A 24,489-nucleotide genomic window follows, 5' to 3' on the forward strand; every position below is an offset into this window, starting at 1 on the left:
CTCAACAGTTGTGAAGAACTAGCCCCGGGAAAGGGGTAACAGTGCTCGACGTCAACTTCTTCGACGAACTGCGCATCGGTCTGGCCTCCGGCGACGACATCCGTCAGTGGAGCCACGGTGAGGTGAAGAAGCCCGAGACCATCAACTACCGGACCCTGCGTCCGGAGAAGGACGGTCTCTTCTGCGAGAAGATCTTCGGTCCCACCCGGGACTGGGAGTGCTACTGCGGCAAGTACAAGCGGGTCCGCTTCAAGGGCATCATCTGCGAGCGCTGCGGCGTCGAGGTGACCCGCGCCAAGGTGCGCCGTGAGCGGATGGGCCACATCGAGCTCGCCGCCCCGGTGACGCACATCTGGTTCTTCAAGGGCGTGCCCTCGCGCCTGGGCTACCTGCTCGACCTGGCGCCCAAGGACCTCGAGAAGATCATCTACTTCGCGGCCTACCTGATCACGACCGTCGACGACGAGGCGCGCCACCGCGACCTGCCGACGATCGAGGCCGAGATCAGCGCCGAGAAGCACAACCTGGAGAGCCGTCGCGACTCCGACGTGGAGGGTCGCCAGCAGAAGCTGGAGGCCGACCTCGCCGAGCTCGAGGCCGAGGGTGCCAAGTCCGACGTGCGCCGCAAGGTGCGCGAGGGCGGCGAGCGCGAGATGCGCCAGATGCGGGACCGCGCGCAGCGCGAGATCGACCGCCTCGACGAGGTCGTCGACACCTTCCGCAAGCTCGAGGTCAAGCAGCTCATCGCCGACGAGGGCCTCTACCGCGAGCTGCGCGACCGCTTCGGTGAGTACTTCGAGGGCGGCATGGGTGCCGCGGCGCTGCAGAAGCTGCTCGCCGACTTCGACCTGGACGCCGAGTCGGTCTCGCTGCGCGACACCATCCGCAACGGCAAGGGCCAGCGCAAGCTGCGCGCGCTCAAGCGGCTGAAGGTCGTCGCGGCGTTCCAGCAGACCCGCAACTCGCCCATGGGCATGGTGCTGGACTGCGTCCCGGTCATCCCGCCGGACCTGCGCCCGATGGTGCAGCTCGACGGTGGCCGCTTCGCCACCTCGGACATGAACGACCTGTACCGCCGCGTGATCAACCGGAACAACCGGCTCAAGCGGCTGCTGGACCTCGGCGCGCCCGAGATCATCGTCAACAACGAGAAGCGGATGCTCCAGGAGTCCGTGGACGCGCTGTTCGACAACGGTCGTCGTGGCCGTCCGGTCACCGGCCCGGGCAACCGTCCCCTCAAGTCCCTGAGCGACCTGCTCAAGGGCAAGCAGGGCCGGTTCCGCCAGAACCTGCTGGGCAAGCGCGTCGACTACTCCGGCCGTTCGGTCATCGTCGTCGGCCCGCAGCTGAAGCTGCACCAGTGCGGCCTGCCCAAGCAGATGGCGCTGGAGCTGTTCAAGCCCTTCGTGATGAAGCGGCTGGTCGACCTCAACCACGCGCAGAACATCAAGAGCGCCAAGCGCATGGTCGAGCGCGCCCGCCCCGTGGTCTGGGACGTGCTCGAGGAGGTCATCACCGAGCACCCGGTGCTGCTCAACCGGGCGCCGACGCTGCACCGCCTGGGCATCCAGGCCTTCGAGCCGCAGCTGGTCGAGGGCAAGGCCATCCAGATCCACCCGCTGGTCTGCACCGCGTTCAACGCGGACTTCGACGGTGACCAGATGGCGGTGCACCTGCCGCTGTCGGCCGAGGCCCAGGCCGAGGCCCGCATCCTGATGCTGAGCTCGAACAACATCCTGAGCCCGGCCGACGGTCGTCCGATCACCGCGCCGACCCAGGACATGGTGCTGGGGCTCTACCACCTGACCACGCTCAAGGCCGCGGCCGACGAGCGCGGCGAGGACGAGCTGCCCAAGGCCTTCGGCACCACCGCCGAGGCCCGGATGGCCTACGACCGGGGTGCCCTGGGCATCCAGGAGCGCGTGCTCATCCGCCTCGACGAGGTGTTCGGCGTCGACAACGGCCCGAAGAACGACGCGTGGGAGGCCCCCGAGGGCTGGGAGCCCGGTCAGCCGGCCGTGGTCTCGACGTCCCTGGGCCGGGTGCTGTTCAACGAGGCCCTGCCCGAGGACTACCGCTTCGTCAACTACCAGGTGCCGAAGAAGGAGCTCGGGGCGATCGTCAACGACCTCGCCGAGCGCTACCCCAAGGTGCAGGTCGCCGCGACCCTCGACGCCCTCAAGGCGGCCGGTTTCCACTGGGCCACCCGTGCGGGCATCACGATCGCCATCGACGACGTGGTGACCCCGCCGGCCAAGGCCGGGATCCTGGAGCGCCACGAGGACGAGGCCCGCAAGATCGAGAAGCAGTACGAGCGCGGCGTCATCACCGACTCCGAGCGGCGTGCCGAGCTCATCGAGATCTGGACCCGGGCCCGTGCCGAGGTCAGCCAGGCCATGGTGGACAACTTCCCGACCACCAACCCGGTCTGGGTCATGGTCAACTCCGGCGCCCGCGGCAACATGATGCAAATCAGCCAGATCGCCGGTATGCGCGGTCTCGTCGCCAACCCCAAGGGCGAGATCATCCCGCGGCCGATCAAGGCGAACTTCCGCGAGGGCCTGTCCGTGCTGGAGTACTTCATCTCCACGCATGGTGCCCGCAAGGGTCTGGCCGACACCGCGCTGCGCACCGCCGACTCGGGGTACCTCACCCGTCGTCTGGTGGACGTCTCGCAGGACGTGATCATCCGCGAGGAGGACTGCGGCACCGAGCGCGGTGTGCTCATGCCGATCGGCACCGTCCTGGACGGCGTGGTCACCCGCGACGCGCACGTGGAGACCAGCGTGTACGCCCGGGCCCTGGCCGCCGACGTCGAGGCCTCGGACGGCACGGTCATCGCCACCGCCGGCTCCGACCTCGGTGACGTGCTCATCGCCGAGCTGGTCGACGCCGGTATCAGCGAGGTCAAGGTCCGCTGCGTGCTGACCTGCGAGTCCCTGCTGGGGACCTGCGCGACCTGCTACGGCCGGTCGCTGGCCACCGGCAAGCTCGTGGACGTCGGCGAGGCGGTCGGCATCATCGCCGCCCAGTCGATCGGCGAGCCCGGCACGCAGCTGACGATGCGCACCTTCCACACCGGTGGTGTGGCCGGTGACGACATCACCCACGGTCTGCCCCGCATCGTGGAGCTCTTCGAGGCCCGCGTCCCCAAGGGCAAGGCGCCCATCGCCGAGCTCGCCGGGACCGTGTCGATCGACGACGGCGAGCAGTTCCGCAAGCTCACCATCTCGCCCGACGACGGCTCCGACGACGTGGTCTACGAGAAGCTGTCGCGCCGCTCCCGCCTGCGGGTGGAGGACGGCGGGCACGTCGAGGTCGGCGAGCAGCTGACCGAGGGTGCCGTCGACCCGCACGAGGTGCTGCGGATCATGGGCCCCCGCGAGGTGCAGCTGCACCTGGTCCGGGAGGTCCAGGAGGTCTACCGCAGCCAGGGCGTGTCGATCCACGACAAGCACATCGAGGTGATCATCCGCCAGATGCTGAAGCGGGTGACCATCATCGACTCGGGCGCCACGGAGTTCCTGCCCGGTGCGCTGGTCGAGCGGACGCTGTTCGAGACCGAGAACCGCCGCGTGGTGTCCGAGGGCGGCGAGCCGGCCTCGGCGCGCCCGGTCCTCATGGGCATCACCAAGGCCTCGCTGGCGACGGAGTCGTGGCTGTCCGCGGCGTCGTTCCAGGAGACCACCAAGGTGCTCACCGACGCGGCGATCCAGGGCAAGAGCGACAGCCTGCTCGGGCTCAAGGAGAACGTGATCATCGGGAAGCTGATCCCGGCCGGTACGGGCATCAGCCGCTACCGGAACATCACGGTCGAGCCGACCGAGGAGGCGCGCGCCGCGGTCTACACCATGGCCGGCTACGACGACGGGCAGTACTACAGCCCGGACGTCTTCGGCACGGGCAGCGGCGAGGCCGTGCGCCTGGAGGAGTACGACTGGCGGTCGTGATCCGCTGAGGAACGAGGAGGGCCCCGCACACCAGCCGGTGTGCGGGGCCCTCCTGCGTCCGCGGTGGGGGTCAGCGGGCCAGGCGCGCCAGGGTCTCGACGCTGGCGCGGCGGCCGGCGGGGGAGTCGTCCAGCGGCTGGGCGGTCAGCGTCGTCACGCCGGCCTCGGCGAAGGCGGCGATCCGCTCGGCCACCCAGGACTCCGGCCCGATCAGGGAGGTCTGCCGCACCAGCTCGTCGGGGACGGCGGCGGCGGCCTCGTCCTTGCGGCCGGACAGGTAGAGGTCCTGGATGGTGGCGGCCTCGTCGGCGAAGCCGTACCGCACCGCGAGGTCGTTGTAGAAGTTCTTCCCCCGGGCGCCCATCCCGCCGACGTAGAGCGCGACGCCGTGCTTGACCAGCTCGAGCAGGTGCTCGACGTCGTCCCCGATGGCGACCGGGACGCCGGCGACCACGCCGAGGTCGCCCAGCGCCGGGTCCCGCTTCGCCCGGCCGGCCGCCAGCGCCTCGCCCCACACCTCGGTCGCCTTCTCGGGGTGGAAGAAGATGGGCTCCCAGACCTCGGCGACCTCGGCGGCCAGCTCGACGTTCTTGGGCCCGATGGCGGCCAGCATGACCGGGACGCGGTCGCGCACCGGGGTGTTGATCAGCTTGAGCGGCTTGCCCAGGCCCGTGCCCTGGTCGGCCGGCAGCGGGATCGTGTACTTGGGACCGCTGTGCTGCAGCCGCTCCCGGCGCCACACCGAGCGGCAGATCTGCACCACCTCGCGGGTGCGGGCCAGCGGCGCGTCGTAGGGCACGCCGTGCCAGCCCTCGACCACCTGAGGGCCGGAGGCGCCCAGGCCCAGGGTGAACCGGCCGTCGCTGACCAGGTCGAGCCCGGCCGCGGTCATGGCCAGCAGCGCCGGGGTGCGGCTGTAGATGGGCAGGATGGCGCTGATCAGCTCCACCCGGTCGGTGACCGCCGCCAGGTAGCCCAGCTGGCTCACCGCGTCGAAGGTGTAGACCTCGGCGACCATCGCGACGTCGAGGCCGACCTGCTCCAGGTCGACGATCTCCTGCGCGGTCTGCCGGAAGTCCCCGGCGTAGCTGGTCTGGATGCCGATGCGCACGCGTGCCTCCTCGTCGGGGCGTCCACGCCGACGCCCTCGTCGACTGCGCACCCTGCCACGGGTGCGGCCCGGGGACCGCTCAGCCGGCCGGCAGCGCCCGGACGGTGCCGATCACGCGGGTGACCACGGCGACCCCGTCGACCTGGCCCGGCACGCGGTCCCCGGCGGCGGCCTCGGTGAGGTCCACCCGCAGGACGTAGTCGGTGTCCTGCCGGGCCAGCCCGACGCCGGTGACCCCGGGGTCGTCGGCCAGCCGGGCAGCCAGCTGCGCCTTGGCGGCGCGCGCGGTGCTCCGGTCGGTCACGACCCCCATGGTGGACCCGTGCCCGCCTCCGGTCCAGCGGCGGGCACGGCCCGGTGGTCGGGCCCGGTGGTCAGGCGCCGGCGACGAAGGTCAGCCCGAGCACCTGCAGCACCGTGGCGAGGGGGTTGGCGAAGGTGACCCCGCCGCCGGCGGACCCGCCGGTGGAGGAGCCGGCGAACAGCAGGCCCAGCGGAGCCCGGTCGCTGCTGCGCCAGATGACCGAGCCGGAGTCCCCGCCCTCGCTGAACGAGCCGGCCAGGCCCTCGACCTCGACCTGGTCGTCGAAGGTGTGCACGGTGCCTTCGTCGTACTGCACGCCCACCCCGTCGACCTCGACGGCGGTGACCCGGCCGCGGGTGTGGCCGGTCGTGCGGCCCACCTTCTCCACCACCTCGTCGGGGTCGACCTCCTCGGCGGCCAGCACCTGCGCCAGCAGCGGCCCGCCCGGGTAGCCGGCCGGGTCGGCGTCGACCCCGTCGTCGAGGGCCGCCACCGCGGCGTCGACCAGGTTGCCGGTGGCCACGAACCGCTGGAAGGCGGTCAGCGTGCCGATGCGGTCGGCCGCGGTGCCGCCGTCGGCCGGCCCGGGCTGCAGGGCCGGGTCGCCCTCGCGGGCGGCGTCGCTGTTGGCCAGCACGTGGTTGTTGGACAGCACCAGCAGGCCGTCGGTGCCCGCGCGGCGGACGAAGCCGCCCAGGGTGCCGGCGGTGACGTCGGGGTGGGCCACCGACAGGCCGGGCACGAGCGGGCGGGTGCGCCGCTGCAGCTGCTCGGGGGTGGGGGAGCGCAGCGGGCGCACCGGACCGATCACCCGGACGTCGACCTCGGCCCGCGCGGCGTCGTCGAGGGCGTCCAGGACCTGCGCGGCGTCGGCCTCGGTGCGCAGCCGGACGGCCAGCCGCACCTGCTGCGGCCCCACGGGTGCCAGGCCCAGCGCCACCCCGCTCCACGGGCCGGGGGCGTCGCTGGCCACCACCGTGCCGGGCGCGGCCTCGGACAGCCGGCGGGACAGGGTGGCCTTGAGCTCGCGGGCGGTGTCGACGTGCACGGGGGCCTCCGGGATGCGCTGTGACGGATCGTGCACCGACCGTAGGTGGAGGGTCCGACAACCGCCGACCGCGGCGGGCCACCGGGCCCGTCGGCCTGACAGCGGGCCCCGGGACGGGTACCGTCGAGCGCGGTTCGGTCCCGGCCGGCCACCGCCCGGGGGTGCAGACCCCCTCGTGGTGGCCGGGCCCGCGTCACCGCGCGTCCCGCCCGACGGGTCGCGCCACCGGTGGCCGCGGCGCCCGCACTGGCGTGACGTACCCGGCTTTGACCGGGTTCCACCGCCCGGGTATCGTGGTCAGCCGTGCCCAGGGATACCTGGGCCTGCTCCCTCATCGCAGTGCACCTGGGCGTCCGCCCGGTCCCCGGACCGGTCGCCGCCAGGGGGTCCCGCTCCGGTCCGACCGGGGCGCGGGGGCCACGCGCCAGGCGGGAGGGGTGACCGGATCCCGATCCACCTGACCGGACCACGACAAGGGCGACACGCCCGAGCGCGGGGGCCGGGAGCAGGTGCGGACGGGCCCGGGACCAGCAGGAACACCAGCACGTACTCAATCCAGAAGCACGACCCAGCGCAGGCAGGAGTTCAAGGCCACCCATGCCCACGATCCAGCAGCTGGTCCGCAAGGGCCGCGAGGACAAGGTCGAGAAGACCAAGACCCCGGCGTTGAAGGGTTCCCCCCAGCGCCGCGGCGTGTGCACGCGCGTCTACACGACGACGCCGAAGAAGCCGAACTCGGCGCTGCGCAAGGTCGCCCGCGTCCGGCTCACCAGCGGCGTCGAGGTGACCGCGTACATCCCCGGGGTCGGCCACAACCTGCAGGAGCACTCGATGGTGCTCGTGCGCGGTGGCCGCGTGAAGGACCTCCCCGGCGTCCGCTACAAGATCATCCGCGGTTCCCTGGACACCCAGGCGGTTCGTGGTCGCAAGCAGGCTCGCAGCCGCTACGGCGCGAAGAAGGAGAAGAGCTGACATGCCCCGCAAGGGACCTGCCCCGCGTCGTCCGCTCGTCGCCGACCCGGTCTACCAGTCGCCGCTGGTCACCCAGCTGGTGAACAAGGTGCTCGTCGACGGCAAGCGCTCGGTCGCCGAGGCGATCGTCTACGGCGCCCTCGAGGGCTGCCGCGCCAAGACCGACACCGACCCGGTCGTGACCCTCAAGCGCGCGCTGGACAACGTCAAGCCCGCCCTCGAGGTCCGCAGCCGCCGCGTCGGTGGTGCTACCTACCAGGTGCCGATCGAGGTGCGCGCCTCGCGCAGCACCACCCTCGGCCTGCGCTGGCTCATCCAGTACTCCCGGTCGCGTCGCGAGAAGACGATGACCGAGCGCCTGATGAACGAGCTGCTCGACGCCAGCAACGGCCTCGGTGCCGCGGTCAAGCGTCGCGAGGACACCCACAAGATGGCCGAGTCGAACAAGGCCTTCGCGCACTACCGCTGGTGATCACCGGCGGCTGGTGAGACCCACCAGCGCCACCAGCCGCCACCCGCGGCGAACCCCGGGCCACCCCCGGGGACCCGCGTCAGGAACCAGAGCAGGAGAGGCAGGACATGGCCAACCTCGTCAAGACCCGCAACATCGGGATCATGGCGCACATCGACGCCGGCAAGACCACCACCACCGAGCGGATCCTCTTCTACACGGGGATCAACTACAAGATCGGTGAGGTCCACGACGGCGCAGCCACGATGGACTGGATGGAGCAGGAGCAGGAGCGCGGCATCACCATCACGTCGGCCGCGACGAAGTGCTCCTGGAACGGCTTCGACATCAACATCATCGACACCCCGGGGCACGTCGACTTCACCGTCGAGGTGGAGCGCTCGCTGCGCGTCCTCGACGGTGCCGTGGCGGTCTACGACGGCGTCGCCGGCGTGGAGCCGCAGACCGAGCAGGTCTGGCGCCAGGCCGAGAAGTACGGCGTCCCGCGCATGTGCTTCGTCAACAAGCTCGACCGCACCGGTGCGAACTTCTTCCGCTGCGTCGACATGATGGTCGAGCGCCTGGGTGCCAACCCGCTGGTCCTGCAGATCCCGATCGGTGCCGAGGCCGACTTCATCGGCGTCGTCGACCTGGTCGGCATGCGCGCCCTCACCTGGCGCGGCGAGACCAAGCTGGGCGAGGACTACGCGGTCGAGGAGATCCCGGCTGAGCTGGTCGAGCAGGCCGAGGAGTACCGCACCAAGTTCCTCGAGAACCTGGCCGACTTCCACGACGAGATCATGGAGGCCTACCTCGGCGGGGAGGACATCCCGGTCGAGACCCTCAAGGCCGCGATCCGTAAGTCCACCATCGCCGGCGAGGTCAACCCGGTCGTCACCGGCTCGGCGTTCAAGAACAAGGGCGTGCAGCCCATGCTCGACGCCGTCACCGACTACCTGCCCAGCCCGCTGGACGTCGAGGCGATCGTCGGCACCGCGCTGGACGGCGAGACCGAGGTCCTGCGCCACGCCGACGAGTCCGAGCCTTTCTCGGCCCTGGCGTTCAAGATCCAGACCGACCAGCACCTGGGCAAGCTGACCTACATCCGCGTCTACTCCGGCAAGCTCGACGCCGGGTCCCCGGTGCTCAACAGCACCAAGGACCGCAAGGAGCGGGTCGGCAAGATCTACCAGATGCACGCCAACAAGCGCGAAGAGCGTGCGGGCGTGGGCGCCGGCGAGATCGTGGCCGTCAACGGCATGAAGGGCACCACCACCGGTGACACCCTCTGCGACCCGCAGAAGCCGGTGATCCTGGAGTCGATGACCTTCCCCGCGCCGGTCATCTCGGTGGCCATCGAGCCGAAGACCAAGAGCGACCAGGAGAAGCTGGGCACGGCCATCCAGAAGCTGGCCGAGGAGGACCCGACGTTCCAGGTCCGCCTGGACGAGGAGACCGGCCAGACCGTCATCTCCGGCATGGGCGAGCTGCACCTGGAGATCCTGGTCGACCGGATGCGGCGTGAGTTCAACGTCGAGGCCAACGTCGGCAAGCCGCAGGTGGCCTACCGCGAGACGATCCGCAAGACCGTCGAGCGGCACGACTACACCCACAAGAAGCAGACCGGTGGGTCCGGCCAGTTCGCGAAGGTGCAGATCGCCCTCGAGCCGCTGGAGATGACGGCGGAGTCGGCGACCTACGAGTTCGAGAACAAGGTCACCGGTGGCCGCATCCCGAAGGAGTACATCCCCTCGGTCGACGCGGGCATGCAGGACGCCATGCAGTACGGCATCCTCGCCGGCTACCCGATGGTCGGGGTCAAGGCCTCGCTCCTGGACGGCGCCTACCACGAGGTCGACTCCTCGGAGATGGCGTTCAAGATCGCCGGTTCGGCCGCCTTCAAGGAGGCCGCACGCAAGGCCAGCCCCGCGCTGCTCGAGCCGATGATGGCCGTCGAGGTCGTCACGCCCGAGGAGAACATGGGCGACGTCATCGGCGACCTCAACTCCCGCCGTGGCACCATCCAGGCGATGGAGGAGCGCTCCGGCGCCCGCGTCGTCCGGGCCCTGGTGCCGCTGTCGGAGATGTTCGGCTACGTCGGTGACCTGCGCAGCCGGACCCAGGGTCGGGCCAGCTACACCATGGTGTTCGACACCTACGCCGAGGTGCCCGCCAACGTGGCCAAGGAGATCATCGCCAAGGCCACCGGCGAGTAGGACCGGGCCCGGGCCGTCCCACCGGCGGCCCGGCCCGCGGGCACCAGCCCGCACCCAGATCCGCAGCACTGCGACAGACCAACCCAGAGAGGAACCCCAGTGGCCAAGGCCAAGTTCGAGCGGACCAAGCCGCACGTCAACATCGGCACCATCGGGCACATCGACCACGGGAAGACGACGCTGACCGCGGCGATCACCAAGGTCCTGCACGACAAGTACCCGAACCTCAACGAGGCGTCCGCGTTCGACCAGATCGACAAGGCGCCCGAGGAGAAGGCGCGTGGGATCACGATCTCGATCGCCCACGTCGAGTACCAGACCGAGAACCGCCACTACGCGCACGTCGACTGCCCCGGGCACGCCGACTACATCAAGAACATGATCACCGGTGCGGCGCAGATGGACGGCGCCATCCTGGTGGTTGCCGCGACCGACGGCCCCATGCCGCAGACCAAGGAGCACGTGCTCCTGGCCCGCCAGGTCGGCGTCCCCTACATCGTGGTGGCGCTGAACAAGGCCGACATGGTCGACGACGAGGAGATCCTGGAGCTCGTCGAGCTCGAGGTCCGCGAGCTGCTCTCCGAGTACGAGTTCCCGGGCGACGACCTGCCGGTCGTGCGCGTCTCGGCGCTGAAGGCGCTCGAGGGCGACGCCGAGTGGGGCGACAAGCTCATGGAGCTCATGGACGCCGTCGACGCCTCCATCCCGGAGCCGGAGCGCGAGATCGACAAGCCGTTCCTCATGCCCGTCGAGGACGTCTTCACCATCACCGGCCGCGGCACCGTGGTGACCGGTCGTGTGGAGCGCGGCATCGTCAAGGTCTCCGAGGAGATCGAGATCGTCGGCATCCGCCCGACCTCGACCAAGACGACCGTCACCGGCGTCGAGATGTTCCGCAAGCTGCTCGACCAGGGCCAGGCCGGCGACAACGTGGGTCTGCTGCTGCGCGGCATCAAGCGCGAGGACGTCGAGCGCGGCCAGGTCGTCGTGAAGCCCGGCTCGATCACCCCGCACGTCAACTTCGAGGGCTCGGTCTACATCCTCTCGAAGGACGAGGGCGGTCGCCACACGCCGTTCTTCAACAACTACCGTCCGCAGTTCTACTTCCGGACCACGGACGTCACCGGCGTCGTCACGCTGCCCTCGGGCACCGAGATGGTCATGCCCGGTGACAACACCGAGATGACGGTCGAGCTGATCCAGCCCATCGCCATGGAGGAGGGTCTGCGCTTCGCCATCCGCGAGGGCGGCCGCACCGTGGGCGCCGGCCGGGTCACCAAGATCCTCAAGTGAGTCCCCGGTGGGCGGCGGCCTGATCGGCCGCCGCCCACCACCCGGGTCGTCCCCGGGAACACCCCGGGTCGACCGACCCAGCAATGACCTCGAGCACCACACGATCGGCAGGAGCGAGACAAGGCGATGGCGGGACAGAAGATCCGCATCCGGCTGAAGGCCTACGACCACGAGGCCATCGATGCCTCGGCGCGGCGCATCGTGGACACGGTGACGAAGACCGGAGCGCGCGTCGTCGGCCCGGTGCCGCTGCCGACCGAGAAGAACGTGTACTGCGTCATCCGCTCGCCGCACAAGTACAAGGACTCGCGCGAGCACTTCGAGATGCGCACGCACAAGCGGCTCATCGACATCCTCGACCCGACGCCGAAGACGGTCGACGCGCTCATGCGCATCGACCTGCCGGCCTCGGTCGACGTGAACATCCAGTAAGGGTTTCGGGACAATGGCGAGCACATTCCGTGGTCTCCTCGGCGAGAAGCTGGGGATGACCCAGGTCTTCGACGAGAACAACCGCATCGTGCCGGTGACCGTGGTCAAGGCCGGCCCGTGCGTGGTGACCCAGGTCCGCACCCCCGAGGTGGACGGCTACTCGGCCATCCAGATCGGGTTCGGCGCGATCGACCCCCGCAAGGTGAACAAGCCCGAGGGCGGGCACTTCGCCAAGGCGGGTGTCACCCCGCGCCGGCACCTGGTCGAGCTGCGCACGAAGGACGCCGGCGAGTACACCGTCGGGCAGGAGCTGACCGCCGACGTGCTGGCCGAGCTGGCCACCGTCGACGTCATCGGCAAGAGCAAGGGCAAGGGCACCGCCGGTGTCATGAAGCGCCACGGGTTCAAGGGCCTGGGCGCCGGGCACGGCGTGCAGCGCAAGCACCGTTCCCCGGGTTCGATCGGTGGCTGCGCCACCCCGGGCCGGGTCTTCAAGGGTCTGCGCATGGCCGGGCGCATGGGTGCGGTCACCACGACCACCCTGTCGCTGAAGGTGCACAAGGTCGACACGGAGAAGGGTCTGGTGCTCATCAAGGGCGCCGTCCCGGGTCCGAAGGGTGGGCTGGTCCTCGTCCGTTCCGCGGTCAAGGGCGGCCCCGTGGGGAGTGACGCGAAGTGACCACGTCCACCGAGCAGCGGTCGGACAAGACCGTCGACGTCCTGGACGCGACGGGCAAGAAGAGCGGGACGGCGACCCTCCCGGGTGCGCTGTTCGACGCCAACGCCAACCTGTCGCTCATGCACCAGGTCGTCGTCGCCCAGCTGGCCGCGGCCCGCCAGGGCACGCACGCCACCAAGACGCGCGCCCAGGTCAGCGGCACCGGCGCCAAGCCGTACCGCCAGAAGGGCACCGGCCGCGCCCGCCAGGGCTCGCTGCGTGCGCCGCAGTTCGAGGGCGGTGGCATCTCGCACGGCCCGCAGCCGCGCAACTACGAGCAGAAGACCCCGAAGAAGATGAAGGCCGCCGCCCTGCGCGCCGCCCTCTCCGACCGGGCCCGCGAGGACCGCGTCCACGTGGTCAGCGCGTTCGTCGCCGGCGACGCGCCCTCGACCAAGGCCGCCCGCACCGCGCTCGAGGCCGTCACGACCTCGGCCAAGGTGCTCGTCGTCCTGGACCGGGACGACGTCCTGAACTGGGTCAGCCTGCGCAACCTCGGCAACGTCCACCTCATCGAGGCCGGGCAGCTGAACACCTACGACGTGCTCTGCGCCGACGAGGTCGTGTTCACCGAGGCCGCGCTGGCCGAGTTCGTCGCCGGCCCCGTCAAGGGCGGCCGCGGCCGGGCCAGCAGCTCCGAGGTCAAGGACCTGGAGACCCACGAGATCGACAGCGACGTGCCCTCCGTGGCGCCCGCGACCACCGAGGAGAAGGCATGAGCGTCCGCGACCCCCGGGACGTCCTGCTGTCCCCGGTCATCTCGGAGAAGAGCTACGGGCTCCTGGACGAGAACAAGTACACGTTCATCGTCCGCCCGGACGCGAACAAGACCCAGATCAAGATCGCTGTGCAGCAGGTCTTCAACGTGAAGGTGCTGTCCGTCAACACGATCAACCGCCAGGGGAAGCGCAAGCGCTCCAAGGGCGCCGTGATGGGCAAGCGCAAGGACACCAAGCGCGCCATCGTGTCCGTCGCCCCCGGTGACCGCATCGAGCTGTTCGGCGGCCCGGGCGCCTGACGGCGACCGGACCAGCGACCTCACGCCAGATCAGACAGGGACTGAGTAGGAACCATGGCCATCCGTAAGTACAAGCCGACGACGCCGGGCCGCCGCGGCTCGTCCGTCGCCGACTTCGCCGAGGTCACCCGCGACCACCCCGAGAAGTCGCTGGTCCGCCCGCTGCACGGCCGGGGCGGTCGCAACGTCCACGGCCGCGTCACCGCGCGCCACCAGGGCGGCGGGCACAAGCGTGCCTACCGGCTGATCGACTTCCGCCGGGCGGACAAGGACGGCGTGCCCGCCACCGTCGCGCACATCGAGTACGACCCCAACCGCACCTCGCGCATCGCGCTGCTGCACTACGCCGACGGCGAGAAGCGCTACATCATCGCGCCGGCCCGGCTCAAGCAGGGCGACGCGGTCGAGTGCGGCCCGAACGCCGACATCAAGCCCGGCAACAACCTGCCGCTGCGCAACATCCCCGTCGGCACGGTCGTGCACGCCATCGAGCTGCGGCCCGGTGGCGGCGCGAAGATCGCCCGCTCGGCCGGCACCAGCGTCCAGCTGGTCGCCCGCGAGGGCCGCTTCGCGCAGCTGCGCATGCCCTCGGGCGAGATCCGCAACGTCGACGTGCGCTGCCGCGCCACGATCGGCGAGGTCGGCAACGCCGAGCAGTCCAACATCAACTGGGGCAAGGCCGGCCGCATGCGGTGGAAGGGCAAGCGCCCCACCGTCCGCGGTGTCGCGATGAACCCGGTCGACCACCCGCACGGTGGTGGTGAGGGGAAGACCTCCGGTGGTCGCCACCCGGTCAACCCCAAGGGCAAGCCGGAGGGCCGCACGCGCAAGCGCAAGGCCTCCGACGCCATGATCGTGCGCCGTCGTCGCACCAACAAGAAGCGCTGAGCAGGTAGGGGAAGACCATGCCAAGGAGCCTGAAGAAGGGCCCGTTCGTCGACGACCACCTGCTCGCCAAGGTGGACGCCCAGAACGAGAAGGGCACCAAGAACGTCATCCGCACCTGGTCGCGGCGTTCCACGATCATCCCGGACATGCTCGGCCACACCCTGGCCGTGCACGACGGCCGCAAGCACGTCCCGGTCTTCGTGACCGAGGCCATGGTCGGGCACAAGCTCGGCGAGTTCGCGCCCACCCGCACCTTCCGTGGGCACGTCAAGGACGACCGCCGGTCGCGGCGCGGCTGAGCGGGACGAGGAGAGCATCACGATGACTTCCCAGCTGGGGACCGACGCCCCGGTCGCCCGGGCCACGGCCCGGTTCGTCCGCGTCACCCCGATGAAGGCCCGGCGGGTGGTGGACCTGATCCGCTACCTGCCCACCGACGAGGCGCTGGCGCTGCTGCGCTTCGCCCCGCAGACCGCCAGCGAGCCGGTGGCCAAGGTCGTCGCCTCCGCGGTGGCCAACGCCGAGCACAACCTGCAGCTCGACCCGGCCGCGCTGGTCGTCAGCGCCGCCTACGTCGACGAGGGCCCGACCCTCAAGCGCATCCGGCCGCGCGCCCAGGGGCGGGCGTTCCGGATCAACAAGCGCACCTCGCACATCACCGTCGAGGTCAGCGAGGTCGCCTCGAGCGCCGAGCTCGCCGCGCGGTCCCGCAAGGCACGTCGTGAGACCGGCCAGTCCGGCCCCGCGACGCAGCAGAAGACCAACACGAAGGGAGGGGCCCGCTAGTGGGTCAGAAGGTCAACCCCCACGGGTTCCGCCTCGGGATCACCACCGACTACAAGTCGCGCTGGTTCGCCGACAAGCAGTACGCGGACTACGTCAAGGAGGACGTGGCCATCCGCAAGCTGATGGGCAAGGGCATGGAGCGCGCCGGCATCTCGAAGGTGGAGATCGAGCGCACCCGTGACCGCGTCCGCGTCGACATCCACACCGCGCGCCCGGGCATCGTCATCGGCCGCCGCGGCGCCGAGGCCGACCGCATCCGGGGTGAGCTGGAGAAGCTCACCGGCAAGCAGGTGCAGCTGAACATCCTCGAGGTCAAGAACCCCGAGTCCGACGCGCAGCTCGTCGCGCAGGGCGTGGCCGAGCAGCTGTCCAGCCGCGTCAGCTTCCGCCGCGCGATGCGCAAGGCCATGCAGTCGGCCCAGCGCAGCCCGCAGGTCAAGGGCATCCGGGTGCAGTGCTCCGGTCGCCTGGGCGGCACCGAGATGAGCCGGTCGGAGTTCTACCGCGAGGGTCGGGTGCCGCTGCACACGCTGCGCGCGAACATCGACTACGGCATCTACGAGGCCCGCACCACCTTCGGTCGCATCGGCGTCAAGGTCTGGATCTACAAGGGCGACGCGAGCGGCTCCCGCGCCGAGCGCGAGGCCCTCGAGGCCCTGGCCGCCCGCCAGCAGCGCCGCGAGCGCGCCCAGCGGCCCCGCCGCTCGGGCTCGACCGGCACCACCGCCGGCGGCACCGAGGCCGGCCGCGCCGCGGCCGAGACCCCGGTCGACACCGCCACCACCGAGGCCCCGGTCGAGGACACCACCGCCACCGCGGTGGAGACCCCGGTCGAGACCACCGCGCAGGGCACCGGCACCGCCGGCGCCGAGGGCACCGCCGAGGCGGGCGCCCAGAACACGGAGGGCTGATCGATGCTCATCCCGCGTCGCGTCAAGCACCGCAAGCAGCACCGTCCCGACCGCACCGGCCGGGCCAAGGGCGGCACCGCGATCAACTTCGGCGAGTACGCCATCCAGGCCCTCGAGCCGGCGTACGTCACCAACCGGCAGATCGAGTCCGCCCGTATCGCCATGACCCGCCACATCAAGCGTGGCGGCAAGGTGTGGATCTCGATCTACCCCGACCGCCCGCTGACCAAGAAGCCGGCCGAGACCCGCATGGGTTCCGGCAAGGGCTCGCCCGAGTGGTGGGTCGCCAACGTGAAGCCCGGCCGCATCATGTTCGAGCTGTCCGGTGTCGACGAGCCCATCGCCCGCGAGGCGATGCGCCGCGCCATCCACAAGCTGCCCATGAAGTGCCGCTTCATCACCCGTGAAGGAGAGGTGTGATGGCTGCCGGCCTCACCGCCCCGGAGCTCCGTGAGCTGTCGGTGGACGAGCTCGCCACGCGTCTGCGTGAGTCGAGGGAAGAACTGTTCAACCTGCGGTTCCAGGTGGCCACCGGCCAGCTGGACAACAACCGGCGCCTGCAGACCGTGCGCCGCGACATCGCCCGGATCTACACGATCATGCGCGAGCGCGAGCTGGGTCTGTCGGTCGCCCCGAACGAGGGTGTGGCATGAGCGAGACCACCAACGAGACCAACGAGGCCGTCGCCTCCGGTCCCGGCCTGGCCGGTCGTGGCTACCGCAAGGTCCGTGAGGGCCTGGTCGTCTCCGACAAGATGGACAAGACCATCGTCGTCGAGGTCGAGGACCGCGTGAAGCACGGCCTGTACGGCAAGGTCCTGCGCCGCACCAGCAAGCTGAAGGCGCACGACGAGGACGGCACCGCCGGCATCGGCGACCGCGTCCAGATCATGGAGACCCGGCCCCTGTCGGCCACCAAGCGCTGGCGCCTGGTGACCGTGATCGAGAAGGCCAAGTAGTCCTCCACGCAGTCCCAGGTCCGGTGTGACGACGCCCCCGTGGAAACGGGGGAGTCGTTGCGCGTACCCTGGACCACTGGTGCCTCCGCGGAGGCACCGACACCCGGGACCTGACGGCCGGCGGCGAGAGCCGCCGGCTGTCGCACGTGGGTCCCGACCGCCGCTTCACCGACTCGGCCCGGCGGTCACCCCTCACCACTCAGGAGCAACGCAGTGATCCAGCAGGAGTCACGACTGCGGGTCGCCGACAACACCGGTGCCAAGGAGATCTTGTGCATCCGTGTCCTCGGCGGGTCCGGTCGTCGCTACGCGGGCATCGGCGACGTCATCGTCGGCACCGTGAAGGACGCCATCCCCGGCGCGGGGGTCAAGAAGGGCGACGTGGTCAAGGCCGTCATCGTCCGCACCGTCAAGGAGCGGCGCCGTCCCGACGGCTCCTACATCCGCTTCGACGAGAACGCCGCGGTGATCATCCGCGACAGCGGTGACCCGCGCGGCACCCGCATCTTCGGCCCCGTCGGCCGCGAGCTGCGCGACAAGCGCTTCATGCGGATCATCTCGCTCGCCCCGGAGGTGTTGTGACCATGGCGGAGAAGACTCCTTCCCTGAAGGTCAAGAAGGGCGACCAGGTCGTCGTCCTGTCCGGCAAGGACAAGGGTGCGAAGGGGCGCGTCATCGCCGCCTTCCCCAAGACCGGCAAGGTGCTCGTCGAGGGCATCGGCCGCGTCAAGAAGCACACCCGCGTGAGCACCAGCCAGCGCGGCTCCCAGTCGGGCGGGATCGTGACCCAGGAGGCCGCCATCCACGTCAGCAACGTGATGGTGATCGACTCCGAGGGCAAGCCGACCCGCGTCGGCTACCGCAAGGACGAGGACGGACGCAGCATCCGGGTCTCGAAGCGCACCGGTAAGGACCTCTGATCATGAGCGCACCCACCCGAGAGCTGCCCCGGCTGCTCGCCCGCTACCGCGAGGAGATCGCGCCGGCGCTGCAGAGCGAGTTCGGCTACGCCAACGTCATGCAGATCCCCGGTCTGACCAAGATCGTGGTCAACATGGGCGTCGGCGAGGCCACCCGTGACGCCAAGCTGATGGACGGCGCGGTCCGCGACCTCACCGCCATCACCGGCCAGAAGCCCGCGGTCGTCCGCGCCCGCAAGTCCATCGCCCAGTTCAAGCTGCGCGAGGGCATGCCGATCGGCGCCAAGGTGACCCTGCGCGGTGACCGCATGTGGGAGTTCCTGGACCGGCTGCTCAGCCTGGCCCTGCCCCGCATCCGCGACTTCCGCGGCCTGAACTCCAAGCAGTTCGACGGCCACGGCAACTACACGTTCGGGCTGAACGAGCAGTCGATGTTCCGCGAGATCGACGTGGACAAGATCGACCGTCCGCGCGGCATGGACATCACGCTCGTCACCACCGCCACCACCGACGAGGAGGGTCGCGAGCTGCTCAGCCTGCTGGGCTTCCCCTTCGCCGGCCAGACCGTCGTCCAGACGACCCGCTGAGCCGGGAACAGGAGACACCATGGCCAAGAAGGCGCTCGTCAACAAGGCGGCCCGCACCCCCAAGTTCAAGGTCCGCGGCTACACCCGGTGCCAGCGCTGCGGTCGCCCGCACGCGGTGTTCCGCAAGTTCGGGCTGTGCCGCATCTGCGTCCGGGAGATGGCCCACGCGGGCGAGCTCCCCGGCGTGACCAAGTCCTCCTGGTGACCTGCACCCCGTAGGCCACCACCTCCACGCACCACCGATCACCGACAGGCCCCCCGCACGGCGCGGAGGGAACCGCGGTGAGAGAGGCACGACCGACACATGACGATGACCGACCCGATCGCGGACATGCTCACGCGGCTCCGGAACGCGAACTCCGCGTACCACGACGCCGCGGCCATGCCGTCGTCGAAGCTCAAGACCAAGATCGCCGAGATCCTCCAGCAGGAGGGCTACATCGCCGGCTGGAAGGTCAACGACGTCGAGAAGGACGGCCAGGTCCGCAAGGAGCTGGTGGTCGACCTGAAGTACGGCCCCAACCGCGAGCGGAGCATCGCCGGTGTCCGGCGGGTCTCCAAGCCCGGTCTGCGGGTCTACGCCAAGTCCACCGCCCTGCCCAAGGTCCTCGGCGGTCTCGGGGTGGCGATCATCTCCACCTCGACCGGTCTGCTGACCGACAAGCAGGCGAACAAGAAGGGCGTGGGTGGGGAAGTCCTCGCCTACGTCTGGTAAGGGAGCGCACCAGATGTCTCGAATCGGACGACTCCCCGTCACCGTCCCGGGCGGCGTCGACGTCGCCATCGACGGTCGCACCGTGAACGTGAAGGGCCCCAAGGGCTCGCTCGCCCACACCGTCGCCTCCCCGATCTTCGTGGAGAAGGACGAGTCGGGTGCGCTGCTCGTGCAGCGGCCGGACGACGAGCGGGAGAGCCGCGCGCTGCACGGTCTCTCGCGCACCCTGATCGCCAACATGATCACCGGCGTCACCGAGGGCTACACCAAGACCCTCGAGATCGTCGGCGTCGGCTACCGCGTGCAGGCCCGCGGCTCGGACCTCGAGTTCGCGCTCGGCTTCAGCCACCCGGTGCTGGTGAAGGCCCCCGAGGGCATCACCTTCACCGTCGAGGCCCCGACCCGCTTCAAGGTCAGCGGCATCGACAAGCAGCAGGTCGGCGAGGTCGCCGCCAAGATCCGCAAGCTGCGCCGGCCCGACCCCTACAAGGGCAAGGGCGTCCGGTACCAGGGCGAGGTCATCAAGCGCAAGGTCGGGAAGACGGGCAAGTGATGGCAGACACCAAGAGCAACGAGAAGTCGGCCCGGGTGCACAAGCCCGTCGGCACCGACATCAGCACCTCGCGGCGGCTGTCGCGCGCCCGCCGGCACAACCGGCTCCGCAAGCGCGTGGCCGGCACGCCCGAGCGCCCCCGCATGGTGGTCAAGCGCAGCTCGCGCCACGTCCACGTGCAGGTCGTCGACGACACCCAGGGCATCACCCTGGTCAGTGCCTCGACCATGGACGCGTCGCTGCGCGGCACCGCCGGTGACAAGTCGGCGCTGGCCCGCCAGGTCGGCGCGCTCGTGGCCGACCGGGCCAAGGCCGCCGGCATCACCGCCGTCGTGTTCGACCGGGGCGGCAACCGCTACCACGGCCGGCTGGCGGCGCTCGCCGACGCCGCCCGCGAGGGCGGGCTGGACTTCTGATGGGCGCCCAGCAGCTCATGACCACGCAGATCGAGAGGGACTTCTGATGCCAGGACCACAGCGACGCGGCGGTGGCGCCGGCGGTGCCGGTGGCGCCGGCGGCGGCAACGACCGACGTGACCGGCGGGACGGCGGCGGCCGCGGCCCCGGCGGCCCGGCCGAGAAGAGCCAGTTCCTCGAGCGGGTCGTGGCCATCAACCGCGTGTCCAAGGTCGTCAAGGGTGGTCGGCGCTTCAGCTTCACCGCCCTGGTGATCGTGGGCGACGGCGACGGCACCGTGGGTGTCGGCTACGGCAAGGCCAAGGAGGTGCCCGCGGCGATCGCCAAGGGCGTCGAGGAGGCCAAGAAGCACTTCTACCGCGTGCCGCGCATCGCCAGCACCATCCCGCACCCGGTGCAGGGCGAGGCCGCTGCCGGTGTCGTGCTGCTCAAGCCCGCCAGCCCCGGTACCGGCGTCATCGCCGGTGGCCCGGTGCGTGCGGTGCTCGAGTGCGCCGGCATCCACGACGTGCTGTCCAAGAGCCTGGGGTCCTCGAACCCGATCAACATCGTGCACGCCACGATGCAGGCGCTGAAGGACCTCGTCCGCCCCGAGGAGATCGCGGCCCGCCGCGGTCTGCCGCTTGAGGACGTCGCCCCCGCCGCCATGCTGCGGGCGCGTGCCGGTCAGGGGGTGTGACGTGGCTCAGCTCAAGGTCACCCAGATCAAGTCCGGGATCGGCACCAAGCCGAACCAGCGGCAGACCCTGCGGTCGCTCGGCCTGAAGCGGATCAACCACTCCGTGGTCCAGGCGGACCGCCCGGAGATCCGCGGGATGGTCGCCACGGTGACCCACCTGGTCGCCGTCGAAGAGATCGCCTGAGCGGTCGAGAAGGAACACTGACATGACTCTGAAGGTCCACCACCTGCGTCCGGCCCCGGGCGCCCACACCAAGAAGACCCGCGTGGGTCGTGGTGAGGGCTCCAAGGGCAAGACCGCCGGTCGCGGTACCAAGGGTTCGGGCGCCCGCGTGCAGGTCTCTGCGCGCTTCGAGGGTGGCCAGACCCCGCTGTACATGCGGCTGCCGAAGCTGTCGGGCTTCACCCCGCGGAACAAGGTCGTCTTCCAGGTCGTCAACCTGGACAAGATCGCCTCCCTGTTCCCCGACGGTGGTCCGGTGAACCCGGAGACGCTGGCCCAGGCCGGCGCCGTCCGTCGCAACCAGCCCGTCAAGGTGCTCGGCACCGGCGAGCTGGGGGGCGTGCAGGTCGAGGTCTCGGCCCACGCCTTCTCCGCGTCCGCGGCCGAGAAGATCGCCGCGGCCGGGGGCAGCACCACCCAGCTGTAGTGAAGGCCCCCCTGATCCACCCGGCGACCCGGGTGGGTCAGGGGGCTTTCTGCTGTTGTTAACCTCGCACGACCGACTCGGGGAGGGCACGTGCTGCAGGCGTTCGCCGCGGCGTTCCGGACGCCAGACCTCCGGCGCAAGCTGTTGTTCTCCCTGGCGATCATCGCCGTGTACCGGCTGGGCGCCAGCGTGCCGGGGCCGGGGGTGTCGATCGAGGCCATCAACAGCTGCCTCGACCAGGCCAATGCCTCCGACCAGCGCGACGTCTACTCGCTGGTCAACCTGTTCTCCGGCGGTGCGCTCCTGCGCCTGTCGATCTTCGCGCTCGGGATCATGCCGTACATCACGGCGAGCATCATCGTGCAGCTGCTGGTCGTGGTCATCCCGCGCTTCGAGCAGCTGAAGAAGGAAGGGCAGTCGGGCCAGCAGAAGCTGACCCAGTACACCCGCTACCTCACGATCGCCCTGGCGATCCTGCAGAGCACCGGGATCATCGCGCTGGCCCGCAGCGGCCAGCTGTTCCCGAACTGCCAGCAGGAGCTCATCCCCTCGCAGTCGATCTGGACCACCGTCGTGCTGGTCATCGCGCTGACCGCCGGCACCGCCATGATCATGTGGCTGGGCGAGCTGCTGACCGAGAAGGGCATCGGCAACGGCATGTCCGTGCTGATCTTCACCTCGATCGCCGCGCGCATCCCGGCCGAGGGCGGGTCGATCCTGCAGTCCCGCGGCGGCCTGGTCTTCGCCCTCGTCTGCGTGCTGGCCCTCGTCGTCATCGCCTCGGTCGTCTACGTCGAGCAGGCGCAGCGCCGCATCCCGGTGCAGTACGCCAAGCGGATGGTCGGCCGGCGCATGTACGGCGGCACCTCGACCTACCTGCCGCTGAAGGTGAACCAGGCCGGTGTCATCCCGGTCATCTTCGCCTCGTCCCTGCTGTACCTGCCCCAGCTGATCAGCCAGCTGCAGGGCGACTCCGCGGGCTCGGTCCGGCAGTTCTTCGAGACCTACGTGATCAACCAGTCCAGCCCGGTGCACATCGCCATCTACTTCGGCCTGATCGTGTTCTTCACGTACTTCTACGTGTCGATCACCTTCAACCCCGAGGAGCGGGCCGACGACATGAAGCGCTACGGCGGCTTCATCCCCGGCATCCGCCCCGGCCGGCCCACGGCCGAGTACCTGCAGTACGTGCTCTCCCGGATCACGCTGCCCGGGTCGATCTACCTGGGCCTGGTGGCGGTGCTGCCCAACCTCTTCCTGTCGATCACGCAGGAGGGCCAGAACCAGAACTTCCCGTTCGGCGGGACCGCAGTGCTGATCATGGTGGGAGTGGGCTTGGAGACGGTGAAGCAGATCGAGACGCAGCTCAACCAGCGCAACTACGAAGGGTTCCTGAAGTAGTGCGCGTCGTCCTCCTGGGCCCCCCCGGAGCGGGCAAGGGCACCCAGGCGCAGATCATCGCCGGCCGTCTCGGCGTCCCGGCCATCTCCACCGGCGACATCTTCCGGGCCAACGTGAGCGGGCAGACCGAGCTGGGCCAGCAGGCCAAGGTCTACATGGACGCCGGGGACCTGGTGCCCGACGAGATCACCGTGGCCATGGTCAGCGACCGGCTGGCCGAGCCCGACGCCAAGGCCGGGTTCTTGCTCGACGGCTTCCCGCGCACCATCGCGCAGGCCGAGCAGCTGCGGGGTTCCCTCACCGAGCTGGGCCAGACGCTGACCTGCGTGCTCGAGCTGGTCGTCGACGAGGAGGAGCTCGTCCGGCGGTTGTCCGGCCGGGTGGTCATCGTCGACGGCAAGCCCGTGCAGCGCGAGGACGACAAGCCCGAGACCGTGCGGCACCGGCTGGAGGTCTACCACCGCCAGACCGAGCCGCTGTCGGGCTGGTACGCCGACGCCGGCCTGCTGGCCCGCATCGACGCCATCGGCGAGATCGACGAGGTCACCGGCCGGGCGATGGACGCCCTGGCCGCGGCCGACGACACCGACGACCCGCAGGGCTGAGCCGGTGCGCCGCCGGGGATCCCGGTGACCGCCGGCATCCTCGGGCGGCTGCCGCTGCTCGCCCGGTGGAGGGGACGCATGATCCAGATCAAGACCGCCCACGAGATCGAGCTGATGCGGGCCGCCGGCCTCGTGGTCGCCGGTGCGCTGGCCGCCGTCCGGGCGGAGGTGCGGCCCGGGGTGACCACGGCCGAGCTCGACGCCGTCGCCGAGGACCACATCCGCAGCGCCGGAGCGGTGCCCTCGTTCCTCGGCTACCACGGGTTCACCGGCACCATCTGCGCCTCGGTCAACGACGAGGTCGTGCACGGCATCCCCGCCGCCGGCCGCACCCTGGCCGAGGGCGACAACATCTCCATCGACTGCGGCGCGATCCTCGCCGGCTGGCACGGGGACTCCGCGGTCACCGTGACGGTGGGGGAGCCCTCGGCTGCCGACGCCGCGCTCATCGCGGTCACCGAGCGGTCCATGTGGGCGGGGCTGGCCAAGGCGCTGGCCGGTGGCCGGCTGACCGACATCAGCTCGGCGGTGGAGGACGCGATCACCGCCGAGGAGCACCGGTACGGGATCGTCGACCACTACGGCGGGCACGGCATCGGCACCGAGATGCACCAGGACCCGCACGTGCTCAACTACGGCCGCCCCGGTCGCGGACCCAAGCTCGTGCCCGGTCTCGCGCTGGCCATCGAGCCCATGGTGACCGTCGGGGACCCCGACACCGTCGAGCTCGAGGACGGCTGGACCGTGGTGACCAAGGACGGGTCGCGGGCCGCGCACTTCGAGCACACCGTGGCCATCACGCCCGAGGGGCCGTGGGTCCTGACCGCCGAGGACGGCGGCGTGGCGGGCCTGGCGCCGTTCGGCATCACGCCCCGCACCTGATCAGCGCCCCGGGTCACACCGACCC

General features: G+C 70.3%; 32 protein-coding genes. 29 read left to right on the forward strand and 3 right to left on the reverse strand.

The genetic code is table 11. From position 1 onward, the window contains the following. Positions 1–41 precede the first annotated feature (41 nt). Positions 42–3,950: a DNA-directed RNA polymerase subunit beta' gene (locus tag BLT39_RS07830; protein WP_091061378.1), complete on the forward strand. Its 3,909-nt coding sequence runs from the start codon at positions 42–44 to the stop codon at positions 3,948–3,950. 70 nt (positions 3,951–4,020) lie between these two features. Here the strand turns inward: BLT39_RS07830 and BLT39_RS07835 are convergent, their stop codons facing one another. The 3 genes from BLT39_RS07835 to BLT39_RS07845 form a co-directional block, all read right to left on the reverse strand. Continuing rightward, positions 4,021–5,061, reverse strand: a complete 1,041-nt coding sequence (locus tag BLT39_RS07835; RefSeq protein ID WP_091061380.1) for an LLM class F420-dependent oxidoreductase — start codon at positions 5,059–5,061, stop codon at positions 4,021–4,023. 79 nt (positions 5,062–5,140) lie between these two features. Further along, positions 5,141–5,365: a hypothetical protein gene (locus tag BLT39_RS07840; protein WP_091061855.1), complete on the reverse strand. Its 225-nt coding sequence runs from the start codon at positions 5,363–5,365 to the stop codon at positions 5,141–5,143. A 70-nt stretch (positions 5,366–5,435) separates the two neighbouring features. Continuing rightward, a complete protein-coding gene (locus BLT39_RS07845) occupies positions 5,436–6,413 on the reverse strand; it encodes a chymotrypsin family serine protease (RefSeq protein WP_091061382.1) in 978 nt (325 codons plus the stop codon). Positions 6,414–7,010: 597 nt separating this feature from the next. On the opposite strand from BLT39_RS07845, the gene rpsL reads away from it, so the two are divergent. The 28 genes from rpsL (at position 7,011) to map (ending at position 24,464) form a co-directional block, all read left to right on the forward strand. Continuing rightward, complete coding sequence (gene rpsL, locus BLT39_RS07850; RefSeq protein ID WP_055764615.1) at positions 7,011–7,385, forward strand: 30S ribosomal protein S12; 375 nt, start codon at positions 7,011–7,013, stop codon at positions 7,383–7,385. Between the two features lies 1 nt (position 7,386). Continuing rightward, positions 7,387–7,857: a 30S ribosomal protein S7 gene (rpsG, locus tag BLT39_RS07855; protein ID WP_091061384.1), complete on the forward strand. Its 471-nt coding sequence runs from the start codon at positions 7,387–7,389 to the stop codon at positions 7,855–7,857. A 107-nt stretch (positions 7,858–7,964) separates the two neighbouring features. After that, positions 7,965–10,052 carry an elongation factor G gene (gene fusA / locus BLT39_RS07860; RefSeq protein ID WP_091061386.1) on the forward strand — a complete coding sequence of 696 codons (2,088 nt, stop codon included), beginning with the start codon at positions 7,965–7,967 and terminating at the stop codon, positions 10,050–10,052. Positions 10,053–10,151: 99 nt separating this feature from the next. Further along, positions 10,152–11,345, forward strand: a complete 1,194-nt coding sequence (gene tuf, locus BLT39_RS07865) for an elongation factor Tu (protein ID WP_091061388.1) — start codon at positions 10,152–10,154, stop codon at positions 11,343–11,345. 126 nt (positions 11,346–11,471) lie between these two features. Further along, entirely contained in the window at positions 11,472–11,777 is a 306-nt protein-coding gene (gene rpsJ, locus BLT39_RS07870) for a 30S ribosomal protein S10 (RefSeq protein WP_014742859.1), read from the forward strand. A gap of 13 nt (positions 11,778–11,790) precedes the next feature. Further along, positions 11,791–12,456: a 50S ribosomal protein L3 gene (gene rplC, locus BLT39_RS07875; protein WP_091061391.1), complete on the forward strand. Its 666-nt coding sequence runs from the start codon at positions 11,791–11,793 to the stop codon at positions 12,454–12,456. Continuing rightward, positions 12,453–13,214, forward strand: coding sequence for a 50S ribosomal protein L4 (rplD, locus tag BLT39_RS07880; protein ID WP_091061393.1), 762 nt, complete (start codon positions 12,453–12,455; stop codon positions 13,212–13,214). The genes rplC and rplD overlap by 4 nt, the downstream gene beginning before the upstream one ends. Next, positions 13,211–13,513, forward strand: a complete 303-nt coding sequence (gene rplW, locus BLT39_RS07885) for a 50S ribosomal protein L23 (RefSeq protein ID WP_091061394.1) — start codon at positions 13,211–13,213, stop codon at positions 13,511–13,513. The genes rplD and rplW overlap by 4 nt, the downstream gene beginning before the upstream one ends. A 54-nt stretch (positions 13,514–13,567) precedes the next feature. After that, positions 13,568–14,401 carry a 50S ribosomal protein L2 gene (gene rplB / locus BLT39_RS07890; RefSeq protein ID WP_091061396.1) on the forward strand — a complete coding sequence of 278 codons (834 nt, stop codon included), beginning with the start codon at positions 13,568–13,570 and terminating at the stop codon, positions 14,399–14,401. Between the two features lie 17 nt (positions 14,402–14,418). Continuing rightward, positions 14,419–14,700: a 30S ribosomal protein S19 gene (rpsS, locus tag BLT39_RS07895; protein ID WP_091061398.1), complete on the forward strand. Its 282-nt coding sequence runs from the start codon at positions 14,419–14,421 to the stop codon at positions 14,698–14,700. Between the two features lie 22 nt (positions 14,701–14,722). Continuing rightward, the gene (gene rplV / locus BLT39_RS07900; protein WP_091061400.1) at positions 14,723–15,187 is read left to right on the forward strand and encodes a 50S ribosomal protein L22; all 465 of its coding nucleotides are present in this window, start codon (positions 14,723–14,725) and stop codon (positions 15,185–15,187) included. Beyond that, positions 15,187–16,098 carry a 30S ribosomal protein S3 gene (gene rpsC / locus BLT39_RS07905; protein ID WP_091061402.1) on the forward strand — a complete coding sequence of 304 codons (912 nt, stop codon included), beginning with the start codon at positions 15,187–15,189 and terminating at the stop codon, positions 16,096–16,098. Before rplV ends, rpsC begins: the two co-directional genes overlap by 1 nt. A gap of 3 nt (positions 16,099–16,101) precedes the next feature. Then, on the forward strand, positions 16,102–16,518 hold the full coding sequence (rplP, locus tag BLT39_RS07910) for a 50S ribosomal protein L16 (RefSeq protein ID WP_056289191.1): 417 nt from the start codon (positions 16,102–16,104) through the stop codon (positions 16,516–16,518). Then, positions 16,518–16,751: a 50S ribosomal protein L29 gene (rpmC, locus tag BLT39_RS07915; RefSeq protein ID WP_091061857.1), complete on the forward strand. Its 234-nt coding sequence runs from the start codon at positions 16,518–16,520 to the stop codon at positions 16,749–16,751. The genes rplP and rpmC overlap by 1 nt, the downstream gene beginning before the upstream one ends. Beyond that, positions 16,748–17,056 carry a 30S ribosomal protein S17 gene (gene rpsQ / locus BLT39_RS07920; protein WP_091061404.1) on the forward strand — a complete coding sequence of 103 codons (309 nt, stop codon included), beginning with the start codon at positions 16,748–16,750 and terminating at the stop codon, positions 17,054–17,056. The genes rpmC and rpsQ overlap by 4 nt, the downstream gene beginning before the upstream one ends. 213 nt (positions 17,057–17,269) lie before the next feature. Continuing rightward, positions 17,270–17,638, forward strand: coding sequence for a 50S ribosomal protein L14 (gene rplN / locus BLT39_RS07925; protein WP_091061406.1), 369 nt, complete (start codon positions 17,270–17,272; stop codon positions 17,636–17,638). Between the two features lie 2 nt (positions 17,639–17,640). Then, positions 17,641–17,976 carry a 50S ribosomal protein L24 gene (gene rplX, locus BLT39_RS07930; RefSeq protein ID WP_191328651.1) on the forward strand — a complete coding sequence of 112 codons (336 nt, stop codon included), beginning with the start codon at positions 17,641–17,643 and terminating at the stop codon, positions 17,974–17,976. Between the two features lie 2 nt (positions 17,977–17,978). Continuing rightward, positions 17,979–18,563: a 50S ribosomal protein L5 gene (gene rplE, locus BLT39_RS07935; RefSeq protein WP_091061408.1), complete on the forward strand. Its 585-nt coding sequence runs from the start codon at positions 17,979–17,981 to the stop codon at positions 18,561–18,563. Between the two features lie 19 nt (positions 18,564–18,582). After that, positions 18,583–18,768 carry a type Z 30S ribosomal protein S14 gene (locus BLT39_RS07940; protein ID WP_014742845.1) on the forward strand — a complete coding sequence of 62 codons (186 nt, stop codon included), beginning with the start codon at positions 18,583–18,585 and terminating at the stop codon, positions 18,766–18,768. A 99-nt stretch (positions 18,769–18,867) separates the two neighbouring features. Next, complete coding sequence (rpsH, locus tag BLT39_RS07945; RefSeq protein WP_091061410.1) at positions 18,868–19,278, forward strand: 30S ribosomal protein S8; 411 nt, start codon at positions 18,868–18,870, stop codon at positions 19,276–19,278. 13 nt (positions 19,279–19,291) lie between these two features. Then, positions 19,292–19,831: a 50S ribosomal protein L6 gene (gene rplF, locus BLT39_RS07950; protein ID WP_091061412.1), complete on the forward strand. Its 540-nt coding sequence runs from the start codon at positions 19,292–19,294 to the stop codon at positions 19,829–19,831. Further along, the gene (rplR, locus tag BLT39_RS07955) at positions 19,831–20,247 is read left to right on the forward strand and encodes a 50S ribosomal protein L18 (RefSeq protein WP_091061862.1); all 417 of its coding nucleotides are present in this window, start codon (positions 19,831–19,833) and stop codon (positions 20,245–20,247) included. Before rplF ends, rplR begins: the two co-directional genes overlap by 1 nt. Positions 20,248–20,293: 46 nt before the next feature. Continuing rightward, the gene (gene rpsE, locus BLT39_RS07960; protein WP_091061414.1) at positions 20,294–20,926 is read left to right on the forward strand and encodes a 30S ribosomal protein S5; all 633 of its coding nucleotides are present in this window, start codon (positions 20,294–20,296) and stop codon (positions 20,924–20,926) included. 1 nt (position 20,927) lies between these two features. Further along, positions 20,928–21,110, forward strand: a complete 183-nt coding sequence (gene rpmD, locus BLT39_RS07965; protein ID WP_091061417.1) for a 50S ribosomal protein L30 — start codon at positions 20,928–20,930, stop codon at positions 21,108–21,110. A gap of 22 nt (positions 21,111–21,132) precedes the next feature. Continuing rightward, entirely contained in the window at positions 21,133–21,576 is a 444-nt protein-coding gene (rplO, locus tag BLT39_RS07970; protein ID WP_091061419.1) for a 50S ribosomal protein L15, read from the forward strand. 90 nt (positions 21,577–21,666) lie between these two features. Continuing rightward, the gene (gene secY / locus BLT39_RS07975; RefSeq protein ID WP_091061420.1) at positions 21,667–22,977 is read left to right on the forward strand and encodes a preprotein translocase subunit SecY; all 1,311 of its coding nucleotides are present in this window, start codon (positions 21,667–21,669) and stop codon (positions 22,975–22,977) included. Next, positions 22,977–23,582 carry an adenylate kinase gene (locus tag BLT39_RS07980; RefSeq protein ID WP_091061432.1) on the forward strand — a complete coding sequence of 202 codons (606 nt, stop codon included), beginning with the start codon at positions 22,977–22,979 and terminating at the stop codon, positions 23,580–23,582. The genes secY and BLT39_RS07980 overlap by 1 nt, the downstream gene beginning before the upstream one ends. Positions 23,583–23,660: 78 nt before the next feature. Continuing rightward, positions 23,661–24,464: a type I methionyl aminopeptidase gene (map, locus tag BLT39_RS07985; protein ID WP_091061864.1), complete on the forward strand. Its 804-nt coding sequence runs from the start codon at positions 23,661–23,663 to the stop codon at positions 24,462–24,464. The last annotated feature ends 25 nt before the right edge of the window (positions 24,465–24,489 follow it).

This window comes from Klenkia brasiliensis (assembly GCF_900100695.1).
GTDB classification, from domain to species: Bacteria; Actinomycetota; Actinomycetes; order Mycobacteriales; family Geodermatophilaceae; genus Klenkia; species Klenkia brasiliensis.